At 50.7% G+C, this 21,780-nt stretch carries 20 protein-coding genes and 1 pseudogene; 8 read left to right on the forward strand and 13 right to left on the reverse strand.

Going from position 1 to position 21,780, the window contains the following annotated elements:
• Genes IB196_RS12365 through IB196_RS12375 form a run of 3 tightly spaced genes read left to right on the forward strand, consistent with a single transcriptional unit; the run spans position 1 to position 2,271 of the window.
• The gene (locus IB196_RS12365; protein ID WP_188232120.1) at positions 1–819 is read left to right on the forward strand and encodes an amino acid ABC transporter ATP-binding protein; all 819 of its coding nucleotides are present in this window, start codon (positions 1–3) and stop codon (positions 817–819) included.
• Positions 819–1,604 carry an amino acid ABC transporter permease gene (locus IB196_RS12370; RefSeq protein WP_040233756.1) on the forward strand — a complete coding sequence of 262 codons (786 nt, stop codon included), beginning with the start codon at positions 819–821 and terminating at the stop codon, positions 1,602–1,604. Before IB196_RS12365 ends, IB196_RS12370 begins: the two co-directional genes overlap by 1 nt.
• Entirely contained in the window at positions 1,594–2,271 is a 678-nt protein-coding gene (locus IB196_RS12375; protein ID WP_005122840.1) for an ABC transporter permease subunit, read from the forward strand. The genes IB196_RS12370 and IB196_RS12375 overlap by 11 nt, the downstream gene beginning before the upstream one ends.
• A gap of 9 nt (positions 2,272–2,280) precedes the next feature.
• Here the strand turns inward: IB196_RS12375 and ydhT are convergent, their stop codons facing one another.
• From ydhT to ttrS, 9 genes are all read right to left on the reverse strand, one after another.
• Positions 2,281–3,093 carry a protein YdhT gene (gene ydhT, locus IB196_RS12380; RefSeq protein WP_061067814.1) on the reverse strand — a complete coding sequence of 271 codons (813 nt, stop codon included), beginning with the start codon at positions 3,091–3,093 and terminating at the stop codon, positions 2,281–2,283.
• A 3-nt stretch (positions 3,094–3,096) separates the two neighbouring features.
• Entirely contained in the window at positions 3,097–3,882 is a 786-nt protein-coding gene (gene phsC / locus IB196_RS12385; RefSeq protein ID WP_005122837.1) for a thiosulfate reductase cytochrome B subunit, read from the reverse strand.
• A complete protein-coding gene (locus IB196_RS12390; protein ID WP_005122836.1) occupies positions 3,879–4,547 on the reverse strand; it encodes a 4Fe-4S dicluster domain-containing protein in 669 nt (222 codons plus the stop codon). Before IB196_RS12390 ends, phsC begins: the two co-directional genes overlap by 4 nt.
• Before the next feature lie 64 nt (positions 4,548–4,611).
• The gene (locus IB196_RS12395) at positions 4,612–5,280 is read right to left on the reverse strand and encodes a YdhW family putative oxidoreductase system protein (protein ID WP_005122835.1); all 669 of its coding nucleotides are present in this window, start codon (positions 5,278–5,280) and stop codon (positions 4,612–4,614) included.
• 9 nt (positions 5,281–5,289) lie between these two features.
• Positions 5,290–7,392, reverse strand: a complete 2,103-nt coding sequence (locus IB196_RS12400; protein WP_005122834.1) for an aldehyde ferredoxin oxidoreductase — start codon at positions 7,390–7,392, stop codon at positions 5,290–5,292.
• Between the two features lie 121 nt (positions 7,393–7,513).
• Positions 7,514–8,140 carry a ferredoxin-like protein gene (locus tag IB196_RS12405; protein ID WP_005122832.1) on the reverse strand — a complete coding sequence of 209 codons (627 nt, stop codon included), beginning with the start codon at positions 8,138–8,140 and terminating at the stop codon, positions 7,514–7,516.
• A 498-nt stretch (positions 8,141–8,638) separates the two neighbouring features.
• Positions 8,639–8,848 (reverse strand): fumarate hydratase FumD, encoded by a 210-nt coding sequence (fumD, locus tag IB196_RS12410; protein ID WP_040233753.1) that lies wholly within the window; start codon positions 8,846–8,848, stop codon positions 8,639–8,641.
• A gap of 92 nt (positions 8,849–8,940) precedes the next feature.
• The gene (ttrR, locus tag IB196_RS12415; protein ID WP_188232119.1) at positions 8,941–9,525 is read right to left on the reverse strand and encodes a tetrathionate respiration response regulator TtrR; all 585 of its coding nucleotides are present in this window, start codon (positions 9,523–9,525) and stop codon (positions 8,941–8,943) included.
• A complete protein-coding gene (gene ttrS / locus IB196_RS12420; RefSeq protein WP_188232129.1) occupies positions 9,500–11,233 on the reverse strand; it encodes a tetrathionate respiration histidine kinase TtrS in 1,734 nt (577 codons plus the stop codon). Before ttrS ends, ttrR begins: the two co-directional genes overlap by 26 nt.
• Positions 11,234–11,459: 226 nt before the next feature.
• On the opposite strand from ttrS, the gene ttrB reads away from it, so the two are divergent.
• The 5 genes from ttrB to IB196_RS12445 all read left to right on the forward strand — a co-directional run bounded on the left by ttrB (position 11,460) and on the right by IB196_RS12445 (position 18,589).
• Entirely contained in the window at positions 11,460–12,194 is a 735-nt protein-coding gene (gene ttrB / locus IB196_RS12425) for a tetrathionate reductase subunit TtrB (protein WP_005122827.1), read from the forward strand.
• Positions 12,195–13,220, forward strand: a complete 1,026-nt coding sequence (ttrC, locus tag IB196_RS12430; protein WP_188232118.1) for a tetrathionate reductase subunit TtrC — start codon at positions 12,195–12,197, stop codon at positions 13,218–13,220. It abuts the gene before it with no gap.
• Positions 13,213–16,284 carry a tetrathionate reductase subunit TtrA gene (gene ttrA, locus IB196_RS12435; RefSeq protein ID WP_188232117.1) on the forward strand — a complete coding sequence of 1,024 codons (3,072 nt, stop codon included), beginning with the start codon at positions 13,213–13,215 and terminating at the stop codon, positions 16,282–16,284. Before ttrC ends, ttrA begins: the two co-directional genes overlap by 8 nt.
• A 305-nt stretch (positions 16,285–16,589) precedes the next feature.
• Positions 16,590–17,168, forward strand: coding sequence for a hypothetical protein (locus IB196_RS12440; RefSeq protein ID WP_223236937.1), 579 nt, complete (start codon positions 16,590–16,592; stop codon positions 17,166–17,168).
• An 11-nt stretch (positions 17,169–17,179) separates the two neighbouring features.
• Positions 17,180–18,589, forward strand: coding sequence for a PAAR domain-containing protein (locus tag IB196_RS12445; protein WP_188232116.1), 1,410 nt, complete (start codon positions 17,180–17,182; stop codon positions 18,587–18,589).
• Positions 18,590–19,071: 482 nt separating this feature from the next.
• Here the strand turns inward: IB196_RS12445 and IB196_RS12450 are convergent.
• The 4 genes and pseudogenes from IB196_RS12450 to IB196_RS12465 all read right to left on the reverse strand — a co-directional run.
• Positions 19,072–19,215, reverse strand: a pseudogene (locus IB196_RS12450) (penicillin binding protein PBP4B); the annotation flags it as partial.
• Between the two features lie 16 nt (positions 19,216–19,231).
• The gene (locus tag IB196_RS12455; RefSeq protein WP_188232115.1) at positions 19,232–20,044 is read right to left on the reverse strand and encodes a MetQ/NlpA family ABC transporter substrate-binding protein; all 813 of its coding nucleotides are present in this window, start codon (positions 20,042–20,044) and stop codon (positions 19,232–19,234) included.
• A gap of 21 nt (positions 20,045–20,065) precedes the next feature.
• On the reverse strand, positions 20,066–20,734 hold the full coding sequence (locus tag IB196_RS12460) for a methionine ABC transporter permease (protein WP_005120223.1): 669 nt from the start codon (positions 20,732–20,734) through the stop codon (positions 20,066–20,068).
• A complete protein-coding gene (locus tag IB196_RS12465; protein WP_005120225.1) occupies positions 20,727–21,749 on the reverse strand; it encodes an ATP-binding cassette domain-containing protein in 1,023 nt (340 codons plus the stop codon). The genes IB196_RS12460 and IB196_RS12465 overlap by 8 nt, the downstream gene beginning before the upstream one ends.
• Positions 21,750–21,780 lie beyond the last annotated feature (31 nt).

Here is a 21,780-nt window from a genome sequence, read left to right on the forward strand (position 1 = left end):
ATGCTCACAGGCCTTTTTAATCGTCCCGCAGCTTCGGCTGCGGATTTTACGCATCTGCGCCAGGCACGTGTTGAACTGCGTAATGTCATAAAACACTATGACAATCATACCGTGCTTAACGGTGTCAGCCTGTCGGTTGAACCGGGCGAAGTCGTCACCATTCTCGGGCCTTCTGGCTCAGGAAAGTCGACGCTTATTCGCCTGATAAACCAACTGGAGTCACTGAGCGGCGGCGATATTTTTATTGATGACAAACCGATCGGTCAGCTGCGCGGCTCCGCATTGCGTCAGCTCCGCAGCCGAATTGGCTTTGTGTTCCAGCAATTCAATCTCTACACCCACCTGACGGCACAGCAGAACATCACGCTGGCGCTGGAATATGTTCACGGTTGGAAAAAAGTGGATGCTGAGCAACGGGCACTTGAACTGCTGGAACAGGTAGGATTGGCCGAGAAAGCCGATGCGTATGCCGCCCAACTTTCCGGCGGACAGCAACAACGTGTTGCTATCGCCCGCGCACTGGCCTCCTCGCCGCAAATCATCCTGTTCGATGAACCCACCTCCGCGCTGGATCCAGAAATGATCGGCGAAGTGTTGCAGGTCATGAAGAGTCTGGCTCATAGCGGTATCACCATGATTGTCGTGACCCATGAAATGCATTTCGCCAGGGAGATTGCCGATCGTGTGGTGTTTATTGATGGCGGCGATATTCTCGAAGTCGCGCCTCCTGCGGCGTTTTTCACTCGCCCTCAGCACCCCAGGACTCAACGTTTTCTGAAAAAAGTGCTCGACCCGTTACACCAGGAGTCATCGTTATAATGCATGCAATGGACTGGCAGGGGGTGCTGAGCGGGCAACCTCTGCAATGGATAATCTCCGGTTTTCTGACCACGCTTTGGGTCACGCTAGCCGGCGTGGTACTCGCCACGGTGTTTGCCATCTTTCTGCTCAGCCTGCGCCTGACAGGACAGCGCTTTGCGACCACCATGGTCAGCGTGTGGGTCTCTGTTTTTCGCAATACCCCTTTACTCGTTCAACTGATGTTCTGGTACTTCGCTGCGTGGAATCTTCTTCCTCGCGACGTGATTACCTTCATTAATGCGGAACATTCCTGGTCCATTCTGCCGGGGGATGTCTGGTGGTTAACACCGGAGTTTCTCTGCTCCGCATGGGGGCTGGGTGTCTTTACCTCGGCCTTTCTGGTCGAAGAGGTAGCCTCCGGTTTGCAGGCTGTGTCTGGCGGGCAGCGCGAGGCAGCCATAGCACAGGGGTTTTCGTCATGGGCGACTTTTCGTCACATCCTGCTCCCTCAGGGGCTGGCAAATGCCTGGCAGCCGATCGTGGGGCAATATCTTAATCTGATGAAGTTGTCTTCATTGGCCAGCGGCATTGGCTTTGCCGAACTGACGTACCAGGTGCGGCAAATTGAAAGCTATAACGCCCATGCGTTGGAAGCCTTTGCCGTCGGCACGGCACTCTACCTGCTGACCGGTATTGTTCTGGGGATGTTGTTAACCCGTCTTGGCCCTGTGTCTGCAGCAGGTAAACCGTTGGCGCGTAAAACACGCATATTCCGTTTCAGGAGCCTACTGCATGATCGCTAATATTTCGGTTATTACCGACAATCTGGACTACCTCCTGTGGGGACGGATCGCAGAGGGGCAACCGGGGGGCGTTCTGCTCACGCTGTTGATGGCGATTGGCGCAGCGGCACTGGCGCTTCCCGCCGGGATCGCACTCGCCTGCTGTGCCTGGCGTTTTCCTGGGGCGATACGTAAGGGGCTGTTTATCTGGGCAGAGTTTATTCGTGGTATTCCGTTAATCTTCGTGATTTTCTGGATGTGGTATCTGTTGCCCATGCTCACAGGCAGTGATTTGCCGGGAGCCATAACCGTCACGCTGGCATTGGCCTGGTTTACCGCCGCCTCGGTGATGCATTCTGTGTACGCGGGTATCACTGCGCTGCCAGGCGGTCAGTATGATGCGGCCATCGTTCAGGGGTTTCGTCCGCTCCAGGCGCTCGGGTTAATTCTGTTGCCGCAGGTTCTGCGCAACGTACTCCCCTCGCTAACGGGGATTTTTATCGGGCTGCTCAAGGACACGTCGCTGGCGTTTATCGTCAACGTGCCTGAACTCACGACGGTTGCGGGTCAGGTTAACAGCCGGGTGCAAATTTACCCGGCTGCCATTTTTGTCTTTACCGGACTGGTCTATTACCTGCTGTGTTTTAGCCTGGAGAAGATCACTCAGCGTCGGTTCGCGTTGAAATAACAACACGGCTCAACATGCCACAAACTGATGGTCTTCGTTGAGCCGATACTTCACCCCTGCGCGAATGTTATTTTCACCCTCAATAGCCACCGCAAAGCGCATTCTCTTACCGTCGTGATAGGCAAGCGCCGCGCATCCGCCGGGGCCGAGGATTATTGAATCGACCACGCCAGTACTGGCAATAACGGTGTTTTCTCCGTTGGCCATGATCTGCACGTTGTCCGCGCAGTTGGCGATTTTCGACTCTGCGCCAAAACTGGCTATCTGGGTTAAATCACCGCTGCTGGCGATACGACTTCTGTCGCCCAGCGAACTGATGCGCACCCGCATACCCGTGCTGGCCATGCGTGTACCGCCTCCCACACTACTGACACGGGTGGAGTTTCCCGCGATGGCAATACGGCCACGCTCACCGGAACTGGCAACATGAGCGTTATAACCCACGCAGCCAATACGTGCGCTGTAACCTGCACTGGCAATCTGCGCGGCGTACCCGGCGCTGACGATTTTAATGTTATCGCCCGCGCTACCGAGACTGTCGCCATCAGCCGCGCTCGCCAATTGTTTACCGTTGTCGTCTGCCGTCTGCGGGCAGACAACACGGCCCATCGCACAGATATCCTGCTGGACAAAATTCTCTTCATCCTGCCATCTTGACCAGCCGTATTCCACGAGGCTATCTGCCCAGTCACTATACCCTTCCTGCTGGAGTGCACGGTGCACCTCCGCATAGCTGCCTCCCTCAGGAAACGCACGCAGAAACCAGCGATACATCACGGGCCCGACGCGCCAGGCCCGTAAGTCACCACGCGTAATCATCATCTCTTAATGCCGGTGATAGCCATCCACCATGCACTTAAAGGTTTCGCCCGGTGTGCGTCCTGTAGTGCAGAGATAAAGATGTCCAAAAATGAAAAACACGCTCACGACAGCCAGCGCAAAGTGCGCCTGCAGCAACCAGTAACGTACGCCAGGGAACAGATCGCCCACAACCTGTGGGTACAAGGATAGCAACCCGGAGATCAGCAGTAGCGGCAGCAAACCGTACATCACGCCGACATACGCCGCCTGCTGTAACGGATTGAATTTCGAACGCGTTGATGCCGGGAATGGATGCGCTTCGCCCTGCATAATACCAAACAGGTAAAATCGCGTCTGCCTCTGCGCCCGGCCGATCCAGCCCTGACGCTGAATAATATAGTGATGACCGTTCCCCCCAATAAGGTTAATCAGGACAAAACCAATCCAGCAGGCAAGCAGCAAAAAGCCACAAACCTCATGCACAGTCAGCAGGCTTTTCATCACTGGGGCACTGACAGCGGTGAAATGGTTTATCAGGCCGCTGGCCAGCAGCAACAGAAATAACAGCGCATTCGACCAGTGCCACAAACGGACAGCTTTCGAGTATAAATAGACCTTCTCTCCGTGTCCTGCGGACGCTTTATTCGCTGAACGTAAGCGCAACATTGCGTGGAGTGCCAGCACCAGCCACATCCCCACCAGCATTAACCCGGCGAAAACCAACCAGACAGGCCAGTAATCCGGCGAAAACATTGGGACGTACTGCGCAAGCTGTGCGTGAAACTGTTCGGCATTCTGCGACGCGTTCATACATTATCCTTTTTAATCAAATGTTGACCGAACCGACGATACAGATGGGGCTTCCCGGCGCCTGCAAGTTGATATTCATAGTACTTGTTTTCCCGCAACCAGGTCTGAATTTCCGGGCTGTCCTCACGGCCAAAAATCAACGCGTGTTCTGGACAAGAATTGACGCAAATTGGCGGGAAACCTTTCGCCAGACGTGATTCGGCGCAGAAGTCGCATTTATCCGCCACTTTGGTTTGTGGATTGAGATAGCGTACCTGATACGGGCATGCGCCAATGCAGTAACTGCAGCCGATACAACGAGAGGTATCGACTCGCACAATCCCGTTTTCATCTCGCCAGGAAGCACCGGTAGGACACACCTCAATACAGGGGGCATCGTCACAATGCTGACAGGACTGACGAAAATAGTGATACAGCGTTTCGTTATCGTTATCCGTTACCGGGATATGGGCTATCGATAAACGACTCCCCTGAACAGGAACATGATTCGTTTTCCTGCACGCTCGGGCGCAAATATTACATCCGTTGCACAATGATTCGTCGTGGATCATGACATAACGAACGTTTTTATTACTCTTCGTACTCGCTAACAGGTTTTGGCCTGGGCCGGTGAAAAAAATCACCGTCCCCATGCCAATGACAAATTTTCGTCGGGTGAAGGACATCGGGTTATCCTCTAATGCTGTGACAGTGATCGTCCACACGTTCCATGACATCAACCTGAAAAATTCAGGGGTTCTGATACTGCTCAACCTCAAGCCATTCGCACAGGCCATACGCTTTGCCGTAACTCATAAAGCGCTCGCTAAACAGATAAGGTTCCGCATTCGACGATTCCACAGCACGTATGTCTGCATAATCAGGATGCGTTTCCATTGCCGTGAGCGCCGCCGTAACCTGCTCAGGTTCAAAGTGGTATGGCGGCTGCGCCAGCATGGCGACCTTATAGGGGCGAGGATACGTTTGGCAGTCAAAACGTACCGCTTCTGCAATGGCATGGCAGATATCATTTTCCACCACCTGCACACACATCCCGGCATAGTTTGCCGTCATGGTTTGCGTCGAGTAGAAGTAGGTATCCTCTGAGCCCTGGATACAGATAATATCTGCGTCGGATGCGTGCTGGCACATCGTGTCCAGCAGCGTCGCCAGGTCACTTTCAGGAACCGAATAAGGTGGCAACAGAAACACGCTGCGTGCCACCAGTTGACCTGAAGCAGAATGCTGGCGGATAAAATCCGCCACTATCGACTCCGGGGTGGTGGGTTCCTGAATTAATGACGAACTCCGGTGTGCGGCAGGCTGGCGTAACGCGTGCAGCCACTGTCTCTTTTGGCTATCCACGTCGTCACCATGCACATTCTCTGCAGCGGCCAGGTCGTTACTCACGTACGTCATCTGCGTTCCTTACGCCGGCAACAGATTGTGTGCAGCCAGGTCGGCTGCCACATCCTCAAGGCCGAGGCGGTGAAGGGTGTCGCGAGTTGGGCAGCCCAACGCCGGGTCCCAGCCCATTTCCTGATAGAACATCGTAAGCGACTGACGCATATCTTCCCGGTCCATCTTGTCGGTCCCTTCGGTAAAGACCGGGATCTTCGGATCTTTATCGAACACCCAGGAGCAGATCAGGTCGTGCTCATTACGCATATCCATGGTTTGCATCAACTTGACTGTATAAGCACGATGCAGGGTAAAAATGCGCTCCGCGGCCAAATCCAGACTCGCCTGAGTTGTTTCATCCCCCGTTACGGCCTGGAAGAATTTCGCTTCCAGATCGAGGTCTCCGCGATAGTTTCGGCTCTTCAGTGGCGAAACTGTCATTGGCCAGACCCAGTTACACAGCGTAACCGCATTGTGCAGGCAGACTTTCAGCAGCGTCCATTTGGCGTATTTGATTTTGGCGGCATTAATCGGGGTGTAGTTTTTGGTTTCATCGTATGCATCCTGTGAACCAAACAGTTCGCCCGCCACTTCACGCTGTAGCGCCAGCGGTAAACCGGAGCCGATAAAGTTGATATGGGTATGCGCCATACAGTCGCGGTTGAACATACAGTTGGTGATCGCCCCCACCTGCGCCGAGGCTTCGTTCGCATGGTGAACAGGGAAACCAAACGGCGACCACAGTTTGTTCTTCGCGTAACCCCAGTACTCTTCGCCCAGATCCCAGCGCTCAGCAATGGCATACGAGCCATCCGCAAGGTGGCTAAGTTCGCCTACGCGATGCGCCAGTCGATAGTAGAAATCTTTGATAAAGTTCGGATCGCCTGCCTCCAGTTGATCCCAACGGATCTCTGCATACTCCTCTGCTGGCAGCACACGCTTAAAAACACCTTTCGAATAGCAGTAAGTAAAGTCACGGTGCAACTGCCCGTAGTTACACCAGATGCCATAATCGTCAAACAGGTTCAGGCCAACCAGGTTTCCTACGACGCGCCCATCGTCTTTATCGTCAAAATCTTTCGGCCCATTCGGGAAAATAGTGGTATGTACAAAGTTCGCCACGCAGGTATTTCCGCCGGTACTCGGCACACCAAAGTCTTTCACACGGGGAACATTGAGTTGCGACATACAGCGAATTGGACATGAATGGCAGCCACTCATTTTGACGGTGTACTTCTCAGCGGCCGGGCCGAGATCAAATACGGATTTATAGGTACGAAAACCGACAGTATTCTGGTTTCCCGGTGGAATTTCCCCCGTTTCGATTGGCCCACCTTCCGCAGCGCCCCAGAACAACCCTTTGCGAGCCGTCCAGCGCGAATTAGGTGAAGAGTATTCAGCCCAGGCCTGCGGCGTGCTCGGCACAACATGGTTATTGTTGGCGCCGATAAGTTCGGTCATCATGTAGTCATTAAGCCGCTTCATCTCTTTGCGATCGGCGATATTGACCCCCTGGGTCCCTTCTACCGCAATGGCCTTCAGGTTTTTCGACCCCATGACTGCGCCAGTACCGGCCCCGCCACTGTGGTTACGGCTGTTAATCATGCAGGAAAGCGGAACAAGATTTTCACCCGCCTGACCAATGGCTGCAACGCAGGTTTCCGGGCTGGTGATACGGCAAATTTCTTCTGTGGTTGCGCGCGTACCCTTACCCCATATGAAGTCCGCTTTTTCGATGCTGACCTTATCGTCTTTGATGTTGATCCAAACCGGAGAAGGTGATTTCCCTTCGATAATAATGGCGTCGTAACCCGCGAATTTCATTTGTGCGGCAAAGAAACCGCCCATATGGGCATCGACCACTAAATTGCCTTTGGTAAATGTCGATAATGAGGTGATATTGACACGAGAACTGCAGGGTGCGCCTGAACCGGTTAGCGGCCCGGTCGCGAAAACCAGTTTATTTCCTTCATCAAAAGGTTTAGTGCCTGGCTGAACTTCGTCGTACATAATTTTATAGCCAAAGCCCATCCCACCGACAAATTTCTTAAATTTACTGGAATCTTCAACGGTGATATTACCCGTGGTGAGATTGACCCGTAAAATATTACCTGTCCAACCATTAGCCATCATGTTTTCCTTTGCAAGAAGGTCCGATAGATATACTCGCCACCTTTCAGGCAGTTCTTTTATTCAAAAACTGCGATTTTTCTGGCAATAAATGACGCGTATCAGGCAGCCCTGCTATCCATCAAACAGTAATATCTTTCCACTCAATAATTTTTAATGCCCCAGTCGGACAAGCATTAGCGCATTCCCCGCATAAAACACATTTTGAGGATTTCTTCGTTACGGTATTAACGGTCGCCATCATCCATGGGCAGGCCGTGGTACAGGCACTGCAGCCAATACAGCGTTTATGATCTACGGCAATGCAACCGTCTTCCTGTTTCCAGGTAATTGCGCCAATCGGGCAGACTTTCATGCACTGGGGATCTTTACACTGACGGCAGGTATCTGCTGTATAGTTTAAATCGCCGTACAACCCGCCACCGGACCCGACTCCATCATCGCCAAAGAAGTAGTTACGATGAATTTTGATGCGGGAAAAAAAGGTGCCAACAGCGCCATCGTTATAATTAGTACAGGAAATTTCACAGCGGTGGCAGCCAGTACAGCGGGCTCGTTGAGTCACCAGCACCCCTTTCGGCGTATTGATAAGTCCGACGGTGCCGCTATCGATATCTTCCTGCTTACAACCCAAAAGGGATAGCAGAGCTGGGGCAATCGTTAATCCTGCCAGACCCTTCCCTGATATACGCAGAAACTCAAGCCGCGTTAAACCACAATCTAAAAATGGACGATCAACCTGGTTCATTTATTTCGCATCCTCTTCGCAAACGCTGTAGTAGCAACAGATCCAGGCTAATTTTAATGAATGCAGATCAGGTCAAATCGGCCATAAATGTTGCCAACAACACGTGAATTTTTGCCCTAACCTGATCGCACAGATGACGGTGGTTAAACTGAATCAATCCATACCCTAAACTCGGGTATAATCCTTTAGGGTTAGGTGAATAAATAATGTGGTTATTCCCCCCCTGTAACCTTGATCGTTATCAATTAAAAATCGGAAGGAAAATAATTAATGTTGAGTGATATTTATTATCATTAAGCGAGATTGAAATAACATTTCATATGCATGAAAATATTTGGGAGTGCAATCACAAATATTGTGTTATATACCAATCGATATGCAATAAAATATATAACGGAATTTGTAATTTTAGTGACCGAACTAAATTATATTTATTGGAAGATAACGAAGATTAAAATAAGAGGACGGCAGAATAATTCTACCGCCCTCTTTTATGGATTAACCGGCCAATGCTTTAATCACCGTCTCCATGGCCTGTTTTTCTAACTCACTGCGCTTCACACGCTGATTGGCGAGGGTTGTTCTCAGTACGCCAGCAATGACGATATGCTTAGGCTCTTGCCCCAGATCGCGCATTTCCAGCACTACTTTACCGACTACTCTGCACATCTCGCGGTACAGCTCGTCGTCTTTGGTCTGATTTCCCATATTCACCCGCTCGTCATTAACTCAAACCCACAGCATATATCACTCTGGCGAATTAGACAAAATCCAATGAAAATCAAATAAATGTCACAATTTTACTGGATCCGCTGAAGTCGATTTACCAGCTCGGCGAGGCTTCCGGCCCGCATTTTTTCCATCACCCGCGCCCGATGCACTTCAACCGTGCGAACGGCAATATTCATGGCATCGGCGATTTCCCGATTTATCAATCCCTTTGCAACCAGATTCGCCAGTTCTCGCTCCTTCGGTGTAAATTGCTGATAACAAGCAACAATTTCCTGTCGCGAAAAAGCCGCTGCCGAGGCCTGCACAGCATTTTCCAGCGCAGCCTGTAGCGGCGCGGCTGAAACCGGCTTCTGTAAGAAATCTACGGCTCCGCGCTTCATTTGTTCAACCGCCATGGGCACATCACCATGCCCGGTAAGGAATACCACCGCCAGGGTGCTCTCGCGCTGACGCATTGCTTCATGCACGGCATGTCCATCCAGTACCGGCATGCGCATATCCAGCAGCAATACGCCGACCTGGTGCAGATCGGCCTGAGCCAAAAACGTTTCGCCCTGCTCCCAGCAACGTACCTCATACCCCATACTTTCCAGTAAAAATGCACAGGCCTGAGTAACCGCTACATCGTCATCCAACAGATGAATTATTGCCACGACGCCCTCCTTCCTGTATTTGCTTAAAATGTAATGTCACCACTACGCCCACCAGACCGTCAGGTGCTGGGTGATTTTTGATGCTAATGTCGCCATTTGCATAGCGAACCAGTCGCTGACAAATGGCCAGCCCGAGTCCCATACCTTCCTTGCGGGTGGTCATAAAGGGCTGGAATGCCTGATATAACTGCGCATCGTCGATCCCTCCGGCGTTATCCTGCACCAGAATGCGCACACCATGCTCCTCACTGCACGCTGAGAACCACACCGTTTTCGCCCCGGCCTGGGCCGCGTTTAGTACCAGATTAGCCAGAACCTGCTCCAGCAAAACGGTCGGCAGCGTAACCGTAAACGAATTGTCGACCTGCGTTTGTAACGCTACCGTCGGGAATTGCTGTGCCATGCGTAATAACTGCCAGACATGATGGATCGCATCATGAACGTTAATGGGCTCCCAGTCGTCGGTCATCACCGGATTTCCCTGCGCCTGACTGACCCACTGACGTAAATTGCGTAGCGTATCGGCACCCCGCTGCGCCTGCACGTCAATCTGTTCAAGGGCGGGTAACAACGGATGCTGCTGATCCTGGCCGCGCAGACGAATCAGACTGCCCTGGGCATAATGGCGGATAGCCGAAAGCGGTTGGTTGAGTTCATGAGCGAATCCGGACGTCATTTCCCCCAGCACACTCATTTGACGCGCGGTTTCCAGCGCCTGTTCCTGTTTGCGCAACAGCACATTATTACGCTCAAGCAGTCTTCCGCGCCGGCGGACCAACAGCATGACCCAGATGTAATTGAGCGTCAGCAACAACAGGACGATACCCGCCGCCCCCATGGCCAGACGATGTTGAATAAACCAGCTTTTGACATCCAGCCACAACTGGCGCTGCTGTGGGTGCTGACGGACATCACGCAGCAAGGCTTCTACTTCGCGGGTCGAGGCCGGCGCGCCCCAACGAAAGACGGCGTTTTGTGGCGCATTAAACAGTACCCGCGTGACACGATCGGCCAGTTCATCACTGACCGCGGGCAAGGCAGCAAACGACCAGTCAGGATAGAGCGGCGTGCTGGTTACGCAAGGAATTGACGTTGGATAGGTTATCACAGCCCTAAAGTCCGCTTTGCGGATTAGCCCTTCTTCATCCATTTTTTCCAGCAGACACACGGGCACAATCACCGCTTGAACCGCTTTTTCACGTAATAAATACAGCAAGGCATCGGCAGGAAAACCGGTAAACGTCAGACGTAAATCACGCTCAGGGCGCAAGCCAGCATCACTGAGTGCTTTGTATCCCAGCAAATACCCGCCAAATGCCTGGGCATCAATGGCACCTACCGTTTTACCAATCAGATCGTGTGCATTCCCAATCCCGCTGTCGCGCCTGACGAGGACAGCACTGCCAATCACGTTGCTGGTTGCCTTTCCACCACGTGTGGAGCGTAATGACGCCAGCCAGCGAAGCGCGGCATGGCTGTTTAGCTGCACGAATTGTGCAGGATTGGTGACCACAAACTGGACGGTTCCACGGTTAACCGCCTCCTGCATCTGCTGCAGATCCAGCGGTTGAATATGAAACTGTTCACCCGGAATTTGCTGATTTAACAGGGTTTCCAGCGGTTGCCAGTGGGTACGTGTAGAGACCTCTCCACGCATCGCCAAAACACCCACATTCCACGAATCTGCCCACGCCACGCTGCTGAGCATCCACACGGAGGCCAATACCGTCAGGCATCGAACGATGTTACATCCCACTGAATTATCCCTGTCAATTATGTTGTTTTAGATCAACAACTAGCCGGGTATGTGGTTAACCACAATAGAGTACTCCCCGTCACGATTTTTACACTGTAAATCATCGAGGTTCTTTATTCATCACACGCAATCAACGGCGTGACCAATGTTTCGTTGTTGCATCGTGACGGGAGAAAATATGGACAGCAGTAAACGGCAGTTTCTCCAGCAACTTGGCGTCCTGACCGCTGGCGCATCACTGGTTCCCCTGGCACAGGCCCAGTTTCCCTTTTCGCCTGAGCGGCATGAAGGATCACCTCAGCATCGCTACGGCATGCTGGTCGATCTGCGTCGGTGTATCGGCTGCCAGGCCTGCACCGTGAGTTGCGCGATTGAAAACCAGACGCCGCAAGGTGAGTTTCGTACCAACGTTAATCAATATCAGGTGCAACTTGAAGGCCAGCAAAGCGTCACCAACGTCCTGCTGCCGCGCCTGTGCAACCATTGTGATAATCCCCCCTGCGTCCCCGTTTGCCCGGTACAGGCCACCTTCCAACGCGAAGATGGCATTGTGGTTGTCGACAACACGCGCTGTGTTGGCTGTGCCTACTGTGTGCAGGCCTGCCCATACGACGCACGGTTTATCAACCATGAAACGCAAACCGCCGATAAATGCACTTTTTGCGTTCATCGACTGGAAGCGGGCCTGCTCCCGGCCTGCGTGGAGTCGTGCGTTGGCGGCGCACGCATCATCGGCGATATAAAGGATCCACACAGCCGGATTTCTCAAATGCTGCAGCAACATCATGACGCCATCAAGGTCCTGAAACCGGAAAGTGGCACCTCGCCGCACGTGTTCTATCTGGGCCTGGATGAGGCCTTTGTGACACCATTAATGGGGCGTGCCCAGCCCGCGCTCTGGCAGGAGGTTTAAATGAACCCTACCCTGATTATCGAAGAGGTTCTGACGCATCCCCAGGACGTAAGCTGGTTACCCTGGGCTGTGCAATATTTCTTTTTTATCGGCATTGCCGCCTGCGCCGCACTGTTTGCCTGCGTGCTTCACTGGCGCAAACAAGAGGCGCCGGAACTGGAAAACCTGACGCTGTTAATCGCCCTGACCTGCGCGATTACCGCACCGCTGGCGCTAACCGCTGATTTACACCAGACGGCACGCGTCTGGCATTTCTATGCCTTTCCGACGCCATGGTCATGGATGCCGTGGGGGGCGCTATTTTTACCGCTGTTCACCGGGTTTTTAGGGCTGTGGTTTATAGCACAGCAGATTACGCGATTAACCGCAAAAAGTTACAGCGTCACTAAATGGTTGGCCGTGGGAAGTGCGCTATCGGCGATTGGACTGTTGGTCTATACCGGTCGCGAGGTCTCGATTGTCGAGGCGCGTCCGATCTGGTTCAGCTACGCCTTCCCGGTAGCGATGTTCCTCAGTGCCCTGCAAACATTCCTTGCTCTGCTTATCGCCACGGTGAAAACCGCAGGGATAACATTACCGCGCAAACTGGCATGGGGACAGATAGTCACGCTGTGCGCGCTGGCTATCGTGGTGGTGGTATGGACAAGTGGCAACACGCTATCGGGGTCAGCAATTCGCCAGTGGCTGGATGTGGCGGCTTCCGCGCGGCATTACGCCAACGGCTGGATTGCACTTTGGGTTATCTCACTGGGTCTTTGCGCTCTGGCGTTACGCCATCCGTTATCACTGCCATTTCGTATTTCGCTGGCAATAAGTGCAATGGCATTGTGCTGGCTGATGCGCTGGACATTACTCATTCAGGTACAGACCGTACCGAAATTTAACGCCCAGTTTAACCCCTATACCCTGCCCGGTGGCACAGATGGCTGGCTGGCTATTCTTGGCACTTTTGGCCTGTGGGTCGCACTGATCATTATGGTTCGTGAAGCCTTGAACGCGATCGCAAGGAGAATGCAACATGGCTAATTTAACTCGTCGTCAGTGGCTTAAAGTCGGTCTAGCCGTCGGGGGCATGGTGACCTTCGGCCTGAGTTATCGGGACGTGGCAAAGCGTGCGATTGATGGTTTGCTTGACGGAACATCAGGAAAAATAACCCGCAACCGTATCTTTGGTAATGCACTCATCCCCGAAGCACATGCCCAAACGCGCTGGCAACAGAACCCGCAGCAGGTTATCTCCATGACGCAGTGCTTCGGCTGCTGGACGCAATGTGGCGTGCGTGTCCGTGTTGATAACGAACAAGGCAAAGTGTTGCGTATTGCGGGCAACCCGTACCATCCGCTATCTCACGAACACCACATTGACTCCTCTGTTCCCTTTGCCGCCGCGATGGAACAACTGGCGGGCGAAACCGGCCTTGATGCCCGCTCCACTGCCTGCGCCCGTGGCGCCACCTTACTTGAAGGCCTGTACAGCCCGCTGCGCATTCTGGAGCCGATGAAACGCGTGGGTAAACGTGGGGAAGGCAAATGGCAGCGCATCAGCTTTGAGCAACTGATCAAAGAAGTGGTGGAAGGCGGCGATCTGTTTGGCGAAGGGCACGTTGACGGTCTGCGGGCGATCCACGATCCCGATACGCCGATTGATGCCCGACACCCTGGTTTCGGCCCAAAATCCAATCAGCTACTGGTCACCAATACCAGTGATGAAGGACGTGATACATTTTTGCGTCGCTTTGCCCTAAACAGTTTCGGCAGCAAAAACTTCGGTGCCCATGGCGCATACTGTGGTCTGGCCTATCGTGCCGGATCTGGCGCATTGATGGGCGATCTGGATAAAAATACCCATGTAAAACCCGACTGGGATAATGTCGAATTTGCGTTGTTTATGGGGACGTCTCCAGCACAATCCGGCAACCCGTTTAAACGCCAGGCTCGCCAGCTCGCCAGCGCCCGTTTACGTGATGACTTCCGCTATGTTGTGGTTGCACCAGCCCTACCGCTAACGACAGTGCTTGCCGACGATCGTGGACACTGGCAGCCCGTACGCCCAGGGACGGACTCCGCACTGGCGATGGGGATGATCCGCTGGATAATTGAAAAGCAGCGCTATAACGCTGATTACCTGGCTATTCCTGACGTACAGGCCATGAAGCAGGCCGGGGAAAAAAGCTGGACCAACGCCACCCATCTGGTCATTACCGATGAAATTCCAACGCTCGCCGGTCAGCATTTAACGCTGGCGCATTTACGCGCAGACGCCGCCAACGAACCAACAGTCATTAACGAAGCCGGAGAGATCGTCGCCGCCAGCAGTTGCCAACGTGCCCAACTGTTCATCTCCCGTGAAGTCACGCTGGCCGGGGGGCAAACGGTCACGGTAAAAAGTGGCTTCCAGTGTCTTAAAGAATCCGCTGAGAAACTGTCAATGGCGCAATACAGCCAGCAGTGTGGTGTTTCTGAGGCAGACATTGGCGCGCTGGCCGATGCTTTCACCCGTCACGGACGAAAAGCAGCAGTGATCACCCATGGCGGGATGATGGCGGGTAACGGTTTTTATAATGCCTGGTCGGTAATGATGCTCAATGCGTTGATCGGGAACCTGAGCCTCGAAGGCGGCGTGTTCGTCGGCGGCGGTAAGTTCAACGGCGCAACTGACGGCCCGCGCTACAATATGGACAGTTTTGCCGGGAGGGTGAAACCTAAAGGTCTGAGCATCGCCCGCAGCAAGACAGCCTATGAGTCTTCCGAAGAGTACCGCAACAAAGTCGCCGCCGGGCAGTCGCCCTTCCCGGCCAAAGCGCCCTGGTATCCGTTTGTCGCAGGCCAGCTTACCGAATTACTGGTTTCAGCACTGGAAGGTTACCCTTATCCGCTGAAAGCCTGGATCTCCAATATGACCAACCCGTTCTACGGCATTGCAGGGTTGCGCGGCGTAGCGGAAGAGAAACTCAAAGATCCTGCGCGTCTACCGCTGTTTATCGCGATTGACGCCTTTATGAACGAAACCACGGCGCTCGCTGATTACATCGTGCCGGATACCCATAACTTCGAAAGCTGGGGATTCAGTGCGCCATGGGCGGGTGTCGCCAGCAAAGCCACCACCGCGCGTTGGCCGGTCGTCAGAGCCGCAACCAGCAATACCGCAGACGGTCAACCGGCCTCGATGGAGGCTTTCTGCATCGCGGTGGCAAAACGCATTGGCCTCCCCGGCTTTGGTGACAATGCCATTACCGACCCGCAGGGCAATCAGTATCCGCTCAACCGCGCCGAAGATTATTATCTGCGGCTGGCCGCCAACATTGCCTTTATGGGTAAAGCGCCAGTTGCAGAGGCGCGGGAAGATGATATCGCGCTGACTGGGGTGCAACGAATCTTGCCGGTGCTCGCCCAAACGCTGAAAGCAGATGAAATCAGTCGGGTGGCGTTTATCTATTCCCGCGGCGGGCGTTTTGCGCCGGATAACAGCGGGCGGGTCGATAACCGTGTCGGCAATGTGTGGGAAAAGCCGCTACAAATCTGGAATGCGAACGTCGCCGCGCACCGCCATGCGATTACCGGCGAGCGTTACAGCGGCTGCCCAGCCTGGTATCCTTCGCGCCTGTCTGATGGACGTGCGGTCGAGGAGTTGTTCCCGGAACAAGAGTGGCCGCTGAAACTGATTTCCTTTAAATCCAATACCATGTCCAGTGCGTCGGCCGTGATCCCGCGCCTGCATCATCTGAAGCCGGTTAATCTGGTGGCGCTCAATCCGCAGGACGGCAAGCGGTATGGTTTAGCACACGGCGATATCGTGCGTATCACCACACCTGGCGGTCAGGTTGAAGCGCAAATCAGCTTACTGCATGGCGTGATGCCTGGGGTAATCGCGATTGAGCATGGCTATGGACATAAAGAGATGGGCGCTGCGCAGCATACGCTCGACGGTGAGCCGATGCCGTTTGATAAAAAGATAACGTCGGGAATCAATATCAACGATCTGGGCTTTGCGGATCCGACACGAAAGGTTGCTAACACCTGGCTGGATTGGGTTTCAGGAGCCGCTGTGCGTCAGGGGTTGCCAGCGAGAATTGAGCGTATAAATCGTTAATCATGTTAATAAAAGCATCGGAAAAAAATTATAACGCATTCATAAATAAAATTTAATTAAATTAATTATTGAAAGCCTGAATTATTCAAAAAAAGATTCAGGCTTTTTTATGTTTTATGCTACAGGAATCGCATAATTGATATAAAAATTAGTTTTTCATTGTTCTTTTAACCGATGAGTAAGTTTCTGAAATGTATTTCTATCAAAGCAATAGAGAAGTTTGTCAGTACATAAGCGAGCATGAATTATGGGTTTTAGGTCGGATCACTGGAATACATAATAAGACTACACATAAGAATGAAAAGATGTTAGAGCCGTTATGGCGAAAATACGATAAGAATATTGAAGGCATTTCTATATTTTATTCAAAAATGGACGCGGCATTTTATTCAACATATTTAGCACAGAGGTTTAATGAAAAATGGGATGTATATCCATTAGATGATTTCAATATTAAAGAAATGATGATGAATAATCAGCAGATTAAAAAAACCGACGATTATTATTTGTTATTACATGCCGGATTGTGGGCTAATAAAGAGCATGAAATTATCAGTTCAAATTATCATTTAGCTCAAGTAACAATCCCAGCCAAATATAACCCTGGAATTATAACTGAGGATAGCGAACATCCAATATTACAAATTCCTCAAAAGATAACAGATGAGTTTTGTAAAATATGGAGAAAAAGATTTCCTGATTTCATAAATCATACTAAATCACTGTGTAGTTATGATATTGATTATTTGAAAGAACAAAGTTTAATTGCATACAATAGAATAAAACTAAAGGAGTCCAGTAGAATAGATGATTGTGTTTATATGGCAACCTGGGAAAACTCATGGATTTTTTGTAACCCAGAGAATTTAAATTTAATAAAATAAGGAGTACGCAAATGGGACGCGCATATTTTTTAATCGTTGGCGATAAAACAACGTGTGGAGGAACTATTGTTACTGGTTGTGCAAATCATATTATTAATGGGCAACCAACCGCTTGTGAAGGTGATCACTATATATGTGGCTCAGATAAACAACTTTACCAAATAGTGGGGGGACAACCTGGTTACTTTATTCATGGCAGAAGTGCTGCCGGAACTGCGCATAGTGTTGGAACATGCTTGTGTAGATGTCGATTTATTAACTCGTATATTTATGCGTCATACGATTACGAAAGCAAAATTGTCTCCGCTCCTCAACCAGTAACCAGAGTAGCGTCTGTAGCGCCACAGAACGCACCACCCCCGCTAACTATGAGACCGGGGCCATCCTGTCCAGTAGAAGAAGATGAAGATGAAGATGAACCGTCACGCGAACCTGTAGATGCTGGATTTTGCGTATTACCTTACGGGGCCACACCATCATCATATGAACCTTATATTTTTATTAATCCGCCAGAGGGAACGCGCGAACTATATAAAAAATTAAATCCAGACATGAAGAAAAAACCGGGTTCAATTTTAATTATTGCAGATCCAGAAAAACAGGATGCAGATCAAATCAAACATATCGAGAAAGCCAGAGATAAAATTGATAATGCGCTGGAACCATTAACATTAGATGAAGCAAGGTTTTTGTATCAAAACAGACATGCAATAGACATGTTTACTTCATATGGTTCTGACTATGGTGGTATTCTTAGTGATATGTCAGAAAAATATTTTGGTGAAATTGAAAGTACGTTAAAGCAAATTCAGGATGCATATAAAAATCAATATGCAACGCGTGGTATGTTAATTGGCGAGCAATTTTTTGTAGAACGTAGGCAATTATTCAAAAAGCTGGATGGGATATTTTTAAAAATATTTAGAGAGCATATTGGTCTTGCTCAGTATGATGATATAAAAAAAGCACTGATATTGTCGTCATCGTCTATTATTCATAAATGGAATCAGACCGGGGTTGACGATATTGAAGGTTACGCAACTTATATAGAAAAATCAGCAAAACTGGTAAAGTTGATGAAAACATTCAATAAAGTTGGTATTGTCTTGTCAGCATTGAATGGTGCTAATTCTATTTATGATGCCTGTACAATTGGTAGAGATTGTGAAAAAACGGCTTACACTGAAATTGGTAAATTTACTGGCGGGTTAGCTGCTCCGGTAGCATTTAACTTTGCCATTAAACGAACATCGACAGCCGTCTGTTCAATTGTACTGGCTGCTATAAGTGCTACAGAGGGAGGCGTGGGAGCTTTAGCTTGCCAAATTGTTGTACCAGCAATAACATCATTTGGAGTTGGTAAGGCTGGCGAAGAAGGAGGGACATTTATAGGTGAATCAATATATAACACTACTAATTAATACCCAATCAGAAGCAATTAATTAGCTTCCTCTGCCATGGTTAAATAATAAGGAAGTATATGACTAACAATGGATTAATCATATTAATTTTAACTGGAATAGTTGTTTTCAGTGTCATAATCATGTATATATTAATGTTTATTGGCAATAAGAATTTTTATGTAATATGTGGTTTATATAAGAAAGAATTTGGCGAATTGCCATTTAACACCATACTATTTTATAAATCATCACCATTTTTTTTAACTGGTTATAATATAAAAACGAATTTTATCACAAGCCCCTTGATACTCAATAAAAAGGCCTTAGATAGTTCCAACCCTTGCGATGTGAAGTTTATAAAATCATTACCGAAAAAATTAACAAGAATTTATGTGATAACTCATTATTTTAATATATCCGTAGCAATTTCATTTATTGCATTGGTGATAATGGCATACTTGAATAAATAAAGGGACTCCATCAGAGTCCCTTTATAGTTTTTATTTCAATGCCCCATATATCTGATCAACTATCCAGCCATATGGTTAACCGGATCGATAGACATCAGCGTTCCGGTCCATCTGGTATGAACTGGTCAACACACCAATCGTTGACATCATCAATGTGTTACCGTTCATACGCCACTCAGCAAAAAGCGGATCAGTTATTAACCGGGATCACCGCGCCTTTATATTTGGTACGGATCCAGTCCTGGATCTCTTCGGAGTGCAGCACATCAACCAGCGCCACGATATCCTTTTTCTTCTCGTCACCACGATGCACGGTAATGATGTTGGCATACGGGTTGTTTTCACCGCTTTCAACGGCAATCGGATCTTTCACCGGATCCAGCCCGGCGTCGATGGCGTAGTTAGCGTTAATCACCACCGCATCCCCTTCTTCATTGTTATACATCTGCGGTAACAGCGCCGCTTCCACGTTAGGCAGGAACTGCAGTTTTTTCGGGTTCTCAACAATGTCGCTAATGCGCGCGGTCACTTTATCTACGCCCGGCTTCAGTTTGATCACGCCCTCTTTTTCGAAAATCGACAGAATACGGCCTTCCTCAGATACCGCATCGCGCATGATGACCTTGCCACCTTCCGGCAAATCTTTAAGCGATTTCACTTTTTTCGAATAAATACCAATCGGCTCAATGTGGATCGCCCCAGCGCTGACGAAATCATACGTTTTATCGCCAGCATGATCTTTAATCACGCTGTTCAGGTACGGAATATGCTGGAAGTAGTTAGCGTCAATCTCACGGCCAGCCAGCGCGGTGTTCGGCAGAATGTAATCCTGGAAAGGTTTGATCTCCAGATCAATCCCCTGCTTCGCCAGTATTGGCTTAGCCTGCTCGAGGATCTCCGCATGCGGCACGTTGGACGCGCCAACGGTCAGCGTATCTGCCCACGAGGCAAAGCTCAGGGCGCTTAAGGTTGCTGCGGCAAGTAACGTCAGTGATTTTTTCATGATAATGGTTTCCGTATTTTATTAGCGTTTATCTAACAGAGAGGTGATCACATCGCCGCAAAGCTGGATGATGAAAACAATGAGCAAAATCGTCACTGTCGCCACCAGCGTGACGTCGCTGTGGTTGCGCTGGAATCCTTCCAGATAGGCCAAATTCCCTAAACCACCGGCGCCAATGACCCCCGCCATCGCGCTGTAGCTAACCAGCGCAATCAGCGTCACGGTGATGCCGGACACCAAGGCAGGAGAGGATTCCGGCAGTAAAACCCGAAAAATAAGTGTGCTCAGACGTGCGCCCATCGAACGCGTCGCTTCAATAACGCCTTTATCAACTTCACGCAGGGCAATTTCGACCAGACGTGCATAAAACGGCGCAGCACCGACGATCAGCGCAGGCAACGCGGCATTGGCGCCGAGAATGGTGCCGACCATCGCTTTGGTAAACGGGATCAGCAGCACGATCAAAATGATGAATGGGATCGAGCGAAAGATATTCACCACCAGCGAAATACCGCTATACACCGCGCGATTGTGAAACAGTCCACCGCGTGCTGTCAGGAACAATGCCAGACCAAGCGCGATGCCCAAGATAAAGGTCGCTGCGCCTGAAAGGGCTGTCATGTAGAGCGTTTCCTGGGTTGCTGCCAGCAGTTGTTCCCACTTCAGATGCGGGAAAAGTTCTTCAGCCATGTTGAATCACCTCGCCTTCAATGTCGCTCTGGCGCAGGTCGGCCAAAATATTGTTCAATTGTTCCTCAGAGGCCACAACGTGCACCCAGAGCTGACCAAAAGCGCCTTGTGCGGTTTGCGTCATCTTGCCGTGTAAAATGTTAAACGGCAGGCCATAGCGTAGGGTCAATTCACCCACCACTGGCCGATGCGTACGTTGCCCGGTAAACGTAAGCTTGATCACCACGCCGCCAAGTTCGCTGGCTAGCTGCGGGTTGAATTCGTCTTCCTCGGCGTATTGACTCACCTGACGAACGAACTGTCGGGTGATCGCCTGCTGCGGATGAGTAAAGACGCTAAGCACGTCGCCTTCTTCAACGACTTTGCCATTTTCCATGACCGCCACGCGATCGCAGATCTTGCGTACTACGTGCATTTCATGGGTGATCAGCACGATGGTTAATTTGAAGCGACGGTTAATATCGAGCAGTAAATCGAGGATCTGATCGGTAGTTTGCGGATCCAGGGCTGACGTAGCCTCGTCACAGAGCAGTACATCAGGATTATTCGCCAGCGCGCGGGCGATCCCTACGCGCTGCTTTTGGCCGCCACTGAGCTGCGATGGATACGCATTTTCGCGACCGCTCAGACCGACAAGGGTAATCAGCTCGGCCACTCGCGCCTTAATCATCGCTTTCGGCGCACCGGCAATTTGCATAGAGAAAGCGATATTTTCACTGACGGTGCGTGACCACAGTAAATTAAAGTGCTGAAACACCATGCTGATTTTCAACCGTGCCTGACGCAACGATTCCCCACAGGCGGCGGAGATATCCTGGCCGTTAATCGTTACGCTGCCGGAGGTCGGTTTTTCCAGACCATTAAGCAAACGTATTAAGGTGCTTTTTCCCGCCCCACTGTAACCAATAATTCCGTAAATCTGCCCCTGCTCAACCATCAGGTTGACATCATCGACAGCGGTAATGGAAAGCCTGCCTGGCGTAAACACTTTCGAAATATTTTTCAGGACAATCATGTCGTTTGGGTATCCGCTGCTGCTTATTGTT

The organism is Citrobacter sp. C6_1 (assembly GCF_014596835.2).
In the GTDB taxonomy this organism is placed as follows: domain Bacteria; phylum Pseudomonadota; class Gammaproteobacteria; order Enterobacterales; family Enterobacteriaceae; genus Citrobacter; species Citrobacter pasteurii.

Excerpts from the sequence above, each read along its gene's own strand:
- IB196_RS12365 (WP_188232120.1), top strand. The coding sequence starts at position 1 with ATGCTCACAGGCCTTTTTAATCGTCCCGCAGCTTCGGCTGCGGATTTT.
- IB196_RS12370 (WP_040233756.1), top strand. The coding sequence starts at position 819 with ATGCATGCAATGGACTGGCAGGGGGTGCTGAGCGGGCAACCTCTGCAA.
- IB196_RS12375 (WP_005122840.1), top strand. The coding sequence starts at position 1,594 with ATGATCGCTAATATTTCGGTTATTACCGACAATCTGGACTACCTCCTG.
- ydhT (WP_061067814.1), bottom strand. The coding sequence starts at position 3,093 with ATGATGATTACGCGTGGTGACTTACGGGCCTGGCGCGTCGGGCCCGTG.
- phsC (WP_005122837.1), bottom strand. The coding sequence starts at position 3,882 with ATGAACGCGTCGCAGAATGCCGAACAGTTTCACGCACAGCTTGCGCAG.
- IB196_RS12390 (WP_005122836.1), bottom strand. The coding sequence starts at position 4,547 with ATGTCCTTCACCCGACGAAAATTTGTCATTGGCATGGGGACGGTGATT.
- IB196_RS12395 (WP_005122835.1), bottom strand. The coding sequence starts at position 5,280 with ATGACGTACGTGAGTAACGACCTGGCCGCTGCAGAGAATGTGCATGGT.
- IB196_RS12400 (WP_005122834.1), bottom strand. The coding sequence starts at position 7,392 with ATGGCTAATGGTTGGACAGGTAATATTTTACGGGTCAATCTCACCACG.
- IB196_RS12405 (WP_005122832.1), bottom strand. The coding sequence starts at position 8,140 with ATGAACCAGGTTGATCGTCCATTTTTAGATTGTGGTTTAACGCGGCTT.
- fumD (WP_040233753.1), bottom strand. The coding sequence starts at position 8,848 with ATGGGAAATCAGACCAAAGACGACGAGCTGTACCGCGAGATGTGCAGA.
- ttrS (WP_188232129.1), bottom strand. The coding sequence starts at position 11,233 with ATGCTCAGCAGCGTGGCGTGGGCAGATTCGTGGAATGTGGGTGTTTTG.
- ttrB (WP_005122827.1), top strand. The coding sequence starts at position 11,460 with ATGGACAGCAGTAAACGGCAGTTTCTCCAGCAACTTGGCGTCCTGACC.
- ttrC (WP_188232118.1), top strand. The coding sequence starts at position 12,195 with ATGAACCCTACCCTGATTATCGAAGAGGTTCTGACGCATCCCCAGGAC.
- ttrA (WP_188232117.1), top strand. The coding sequence starts at position 13,213 with ATGGCTAATTTAACTCGTCGTCAGTGGCTTAAAGTCGGTCTAGCCGTC.
- IB196_RS12440 (WP_223236937.1), top strand. The coding sequence starts at position 16,590 with ATGTTAGAGCCGTTATGGCGAAAATACGATAAGAATATTGAAGGCATT.
- IB196_RS12445 (WP_188232116.1), top strand. The coding sequence starts at position 17,180 with ATGGGACGCGCATATTTTTTAATCGTTGGCGATAAAACAACGTGTGGA.
- IB196_RS12455 (WP_188232115.1), bottom strand. The coding sequence starts at position 20,044 with ATGAAAAAATCACTGACGTTACTTGCCGCAGCAACCTTAAGCGCCCTG.
- IB196_RS12460 (WP_005120223.1), bottom strand. The coding sequence starts at position 20,734 with ATGGCTGAAGAACTTTTCCCGCATCTGAAGTGGGAACAACTGCTGGCA.
- IB196_RS12465 (WP_005120225.1), bottom strand. The coding sequence starts at position 21,749 with ATGATTGTCCTGAAAAATATTTCGAAAGTGTTTACGCCAGGCAGGCTT.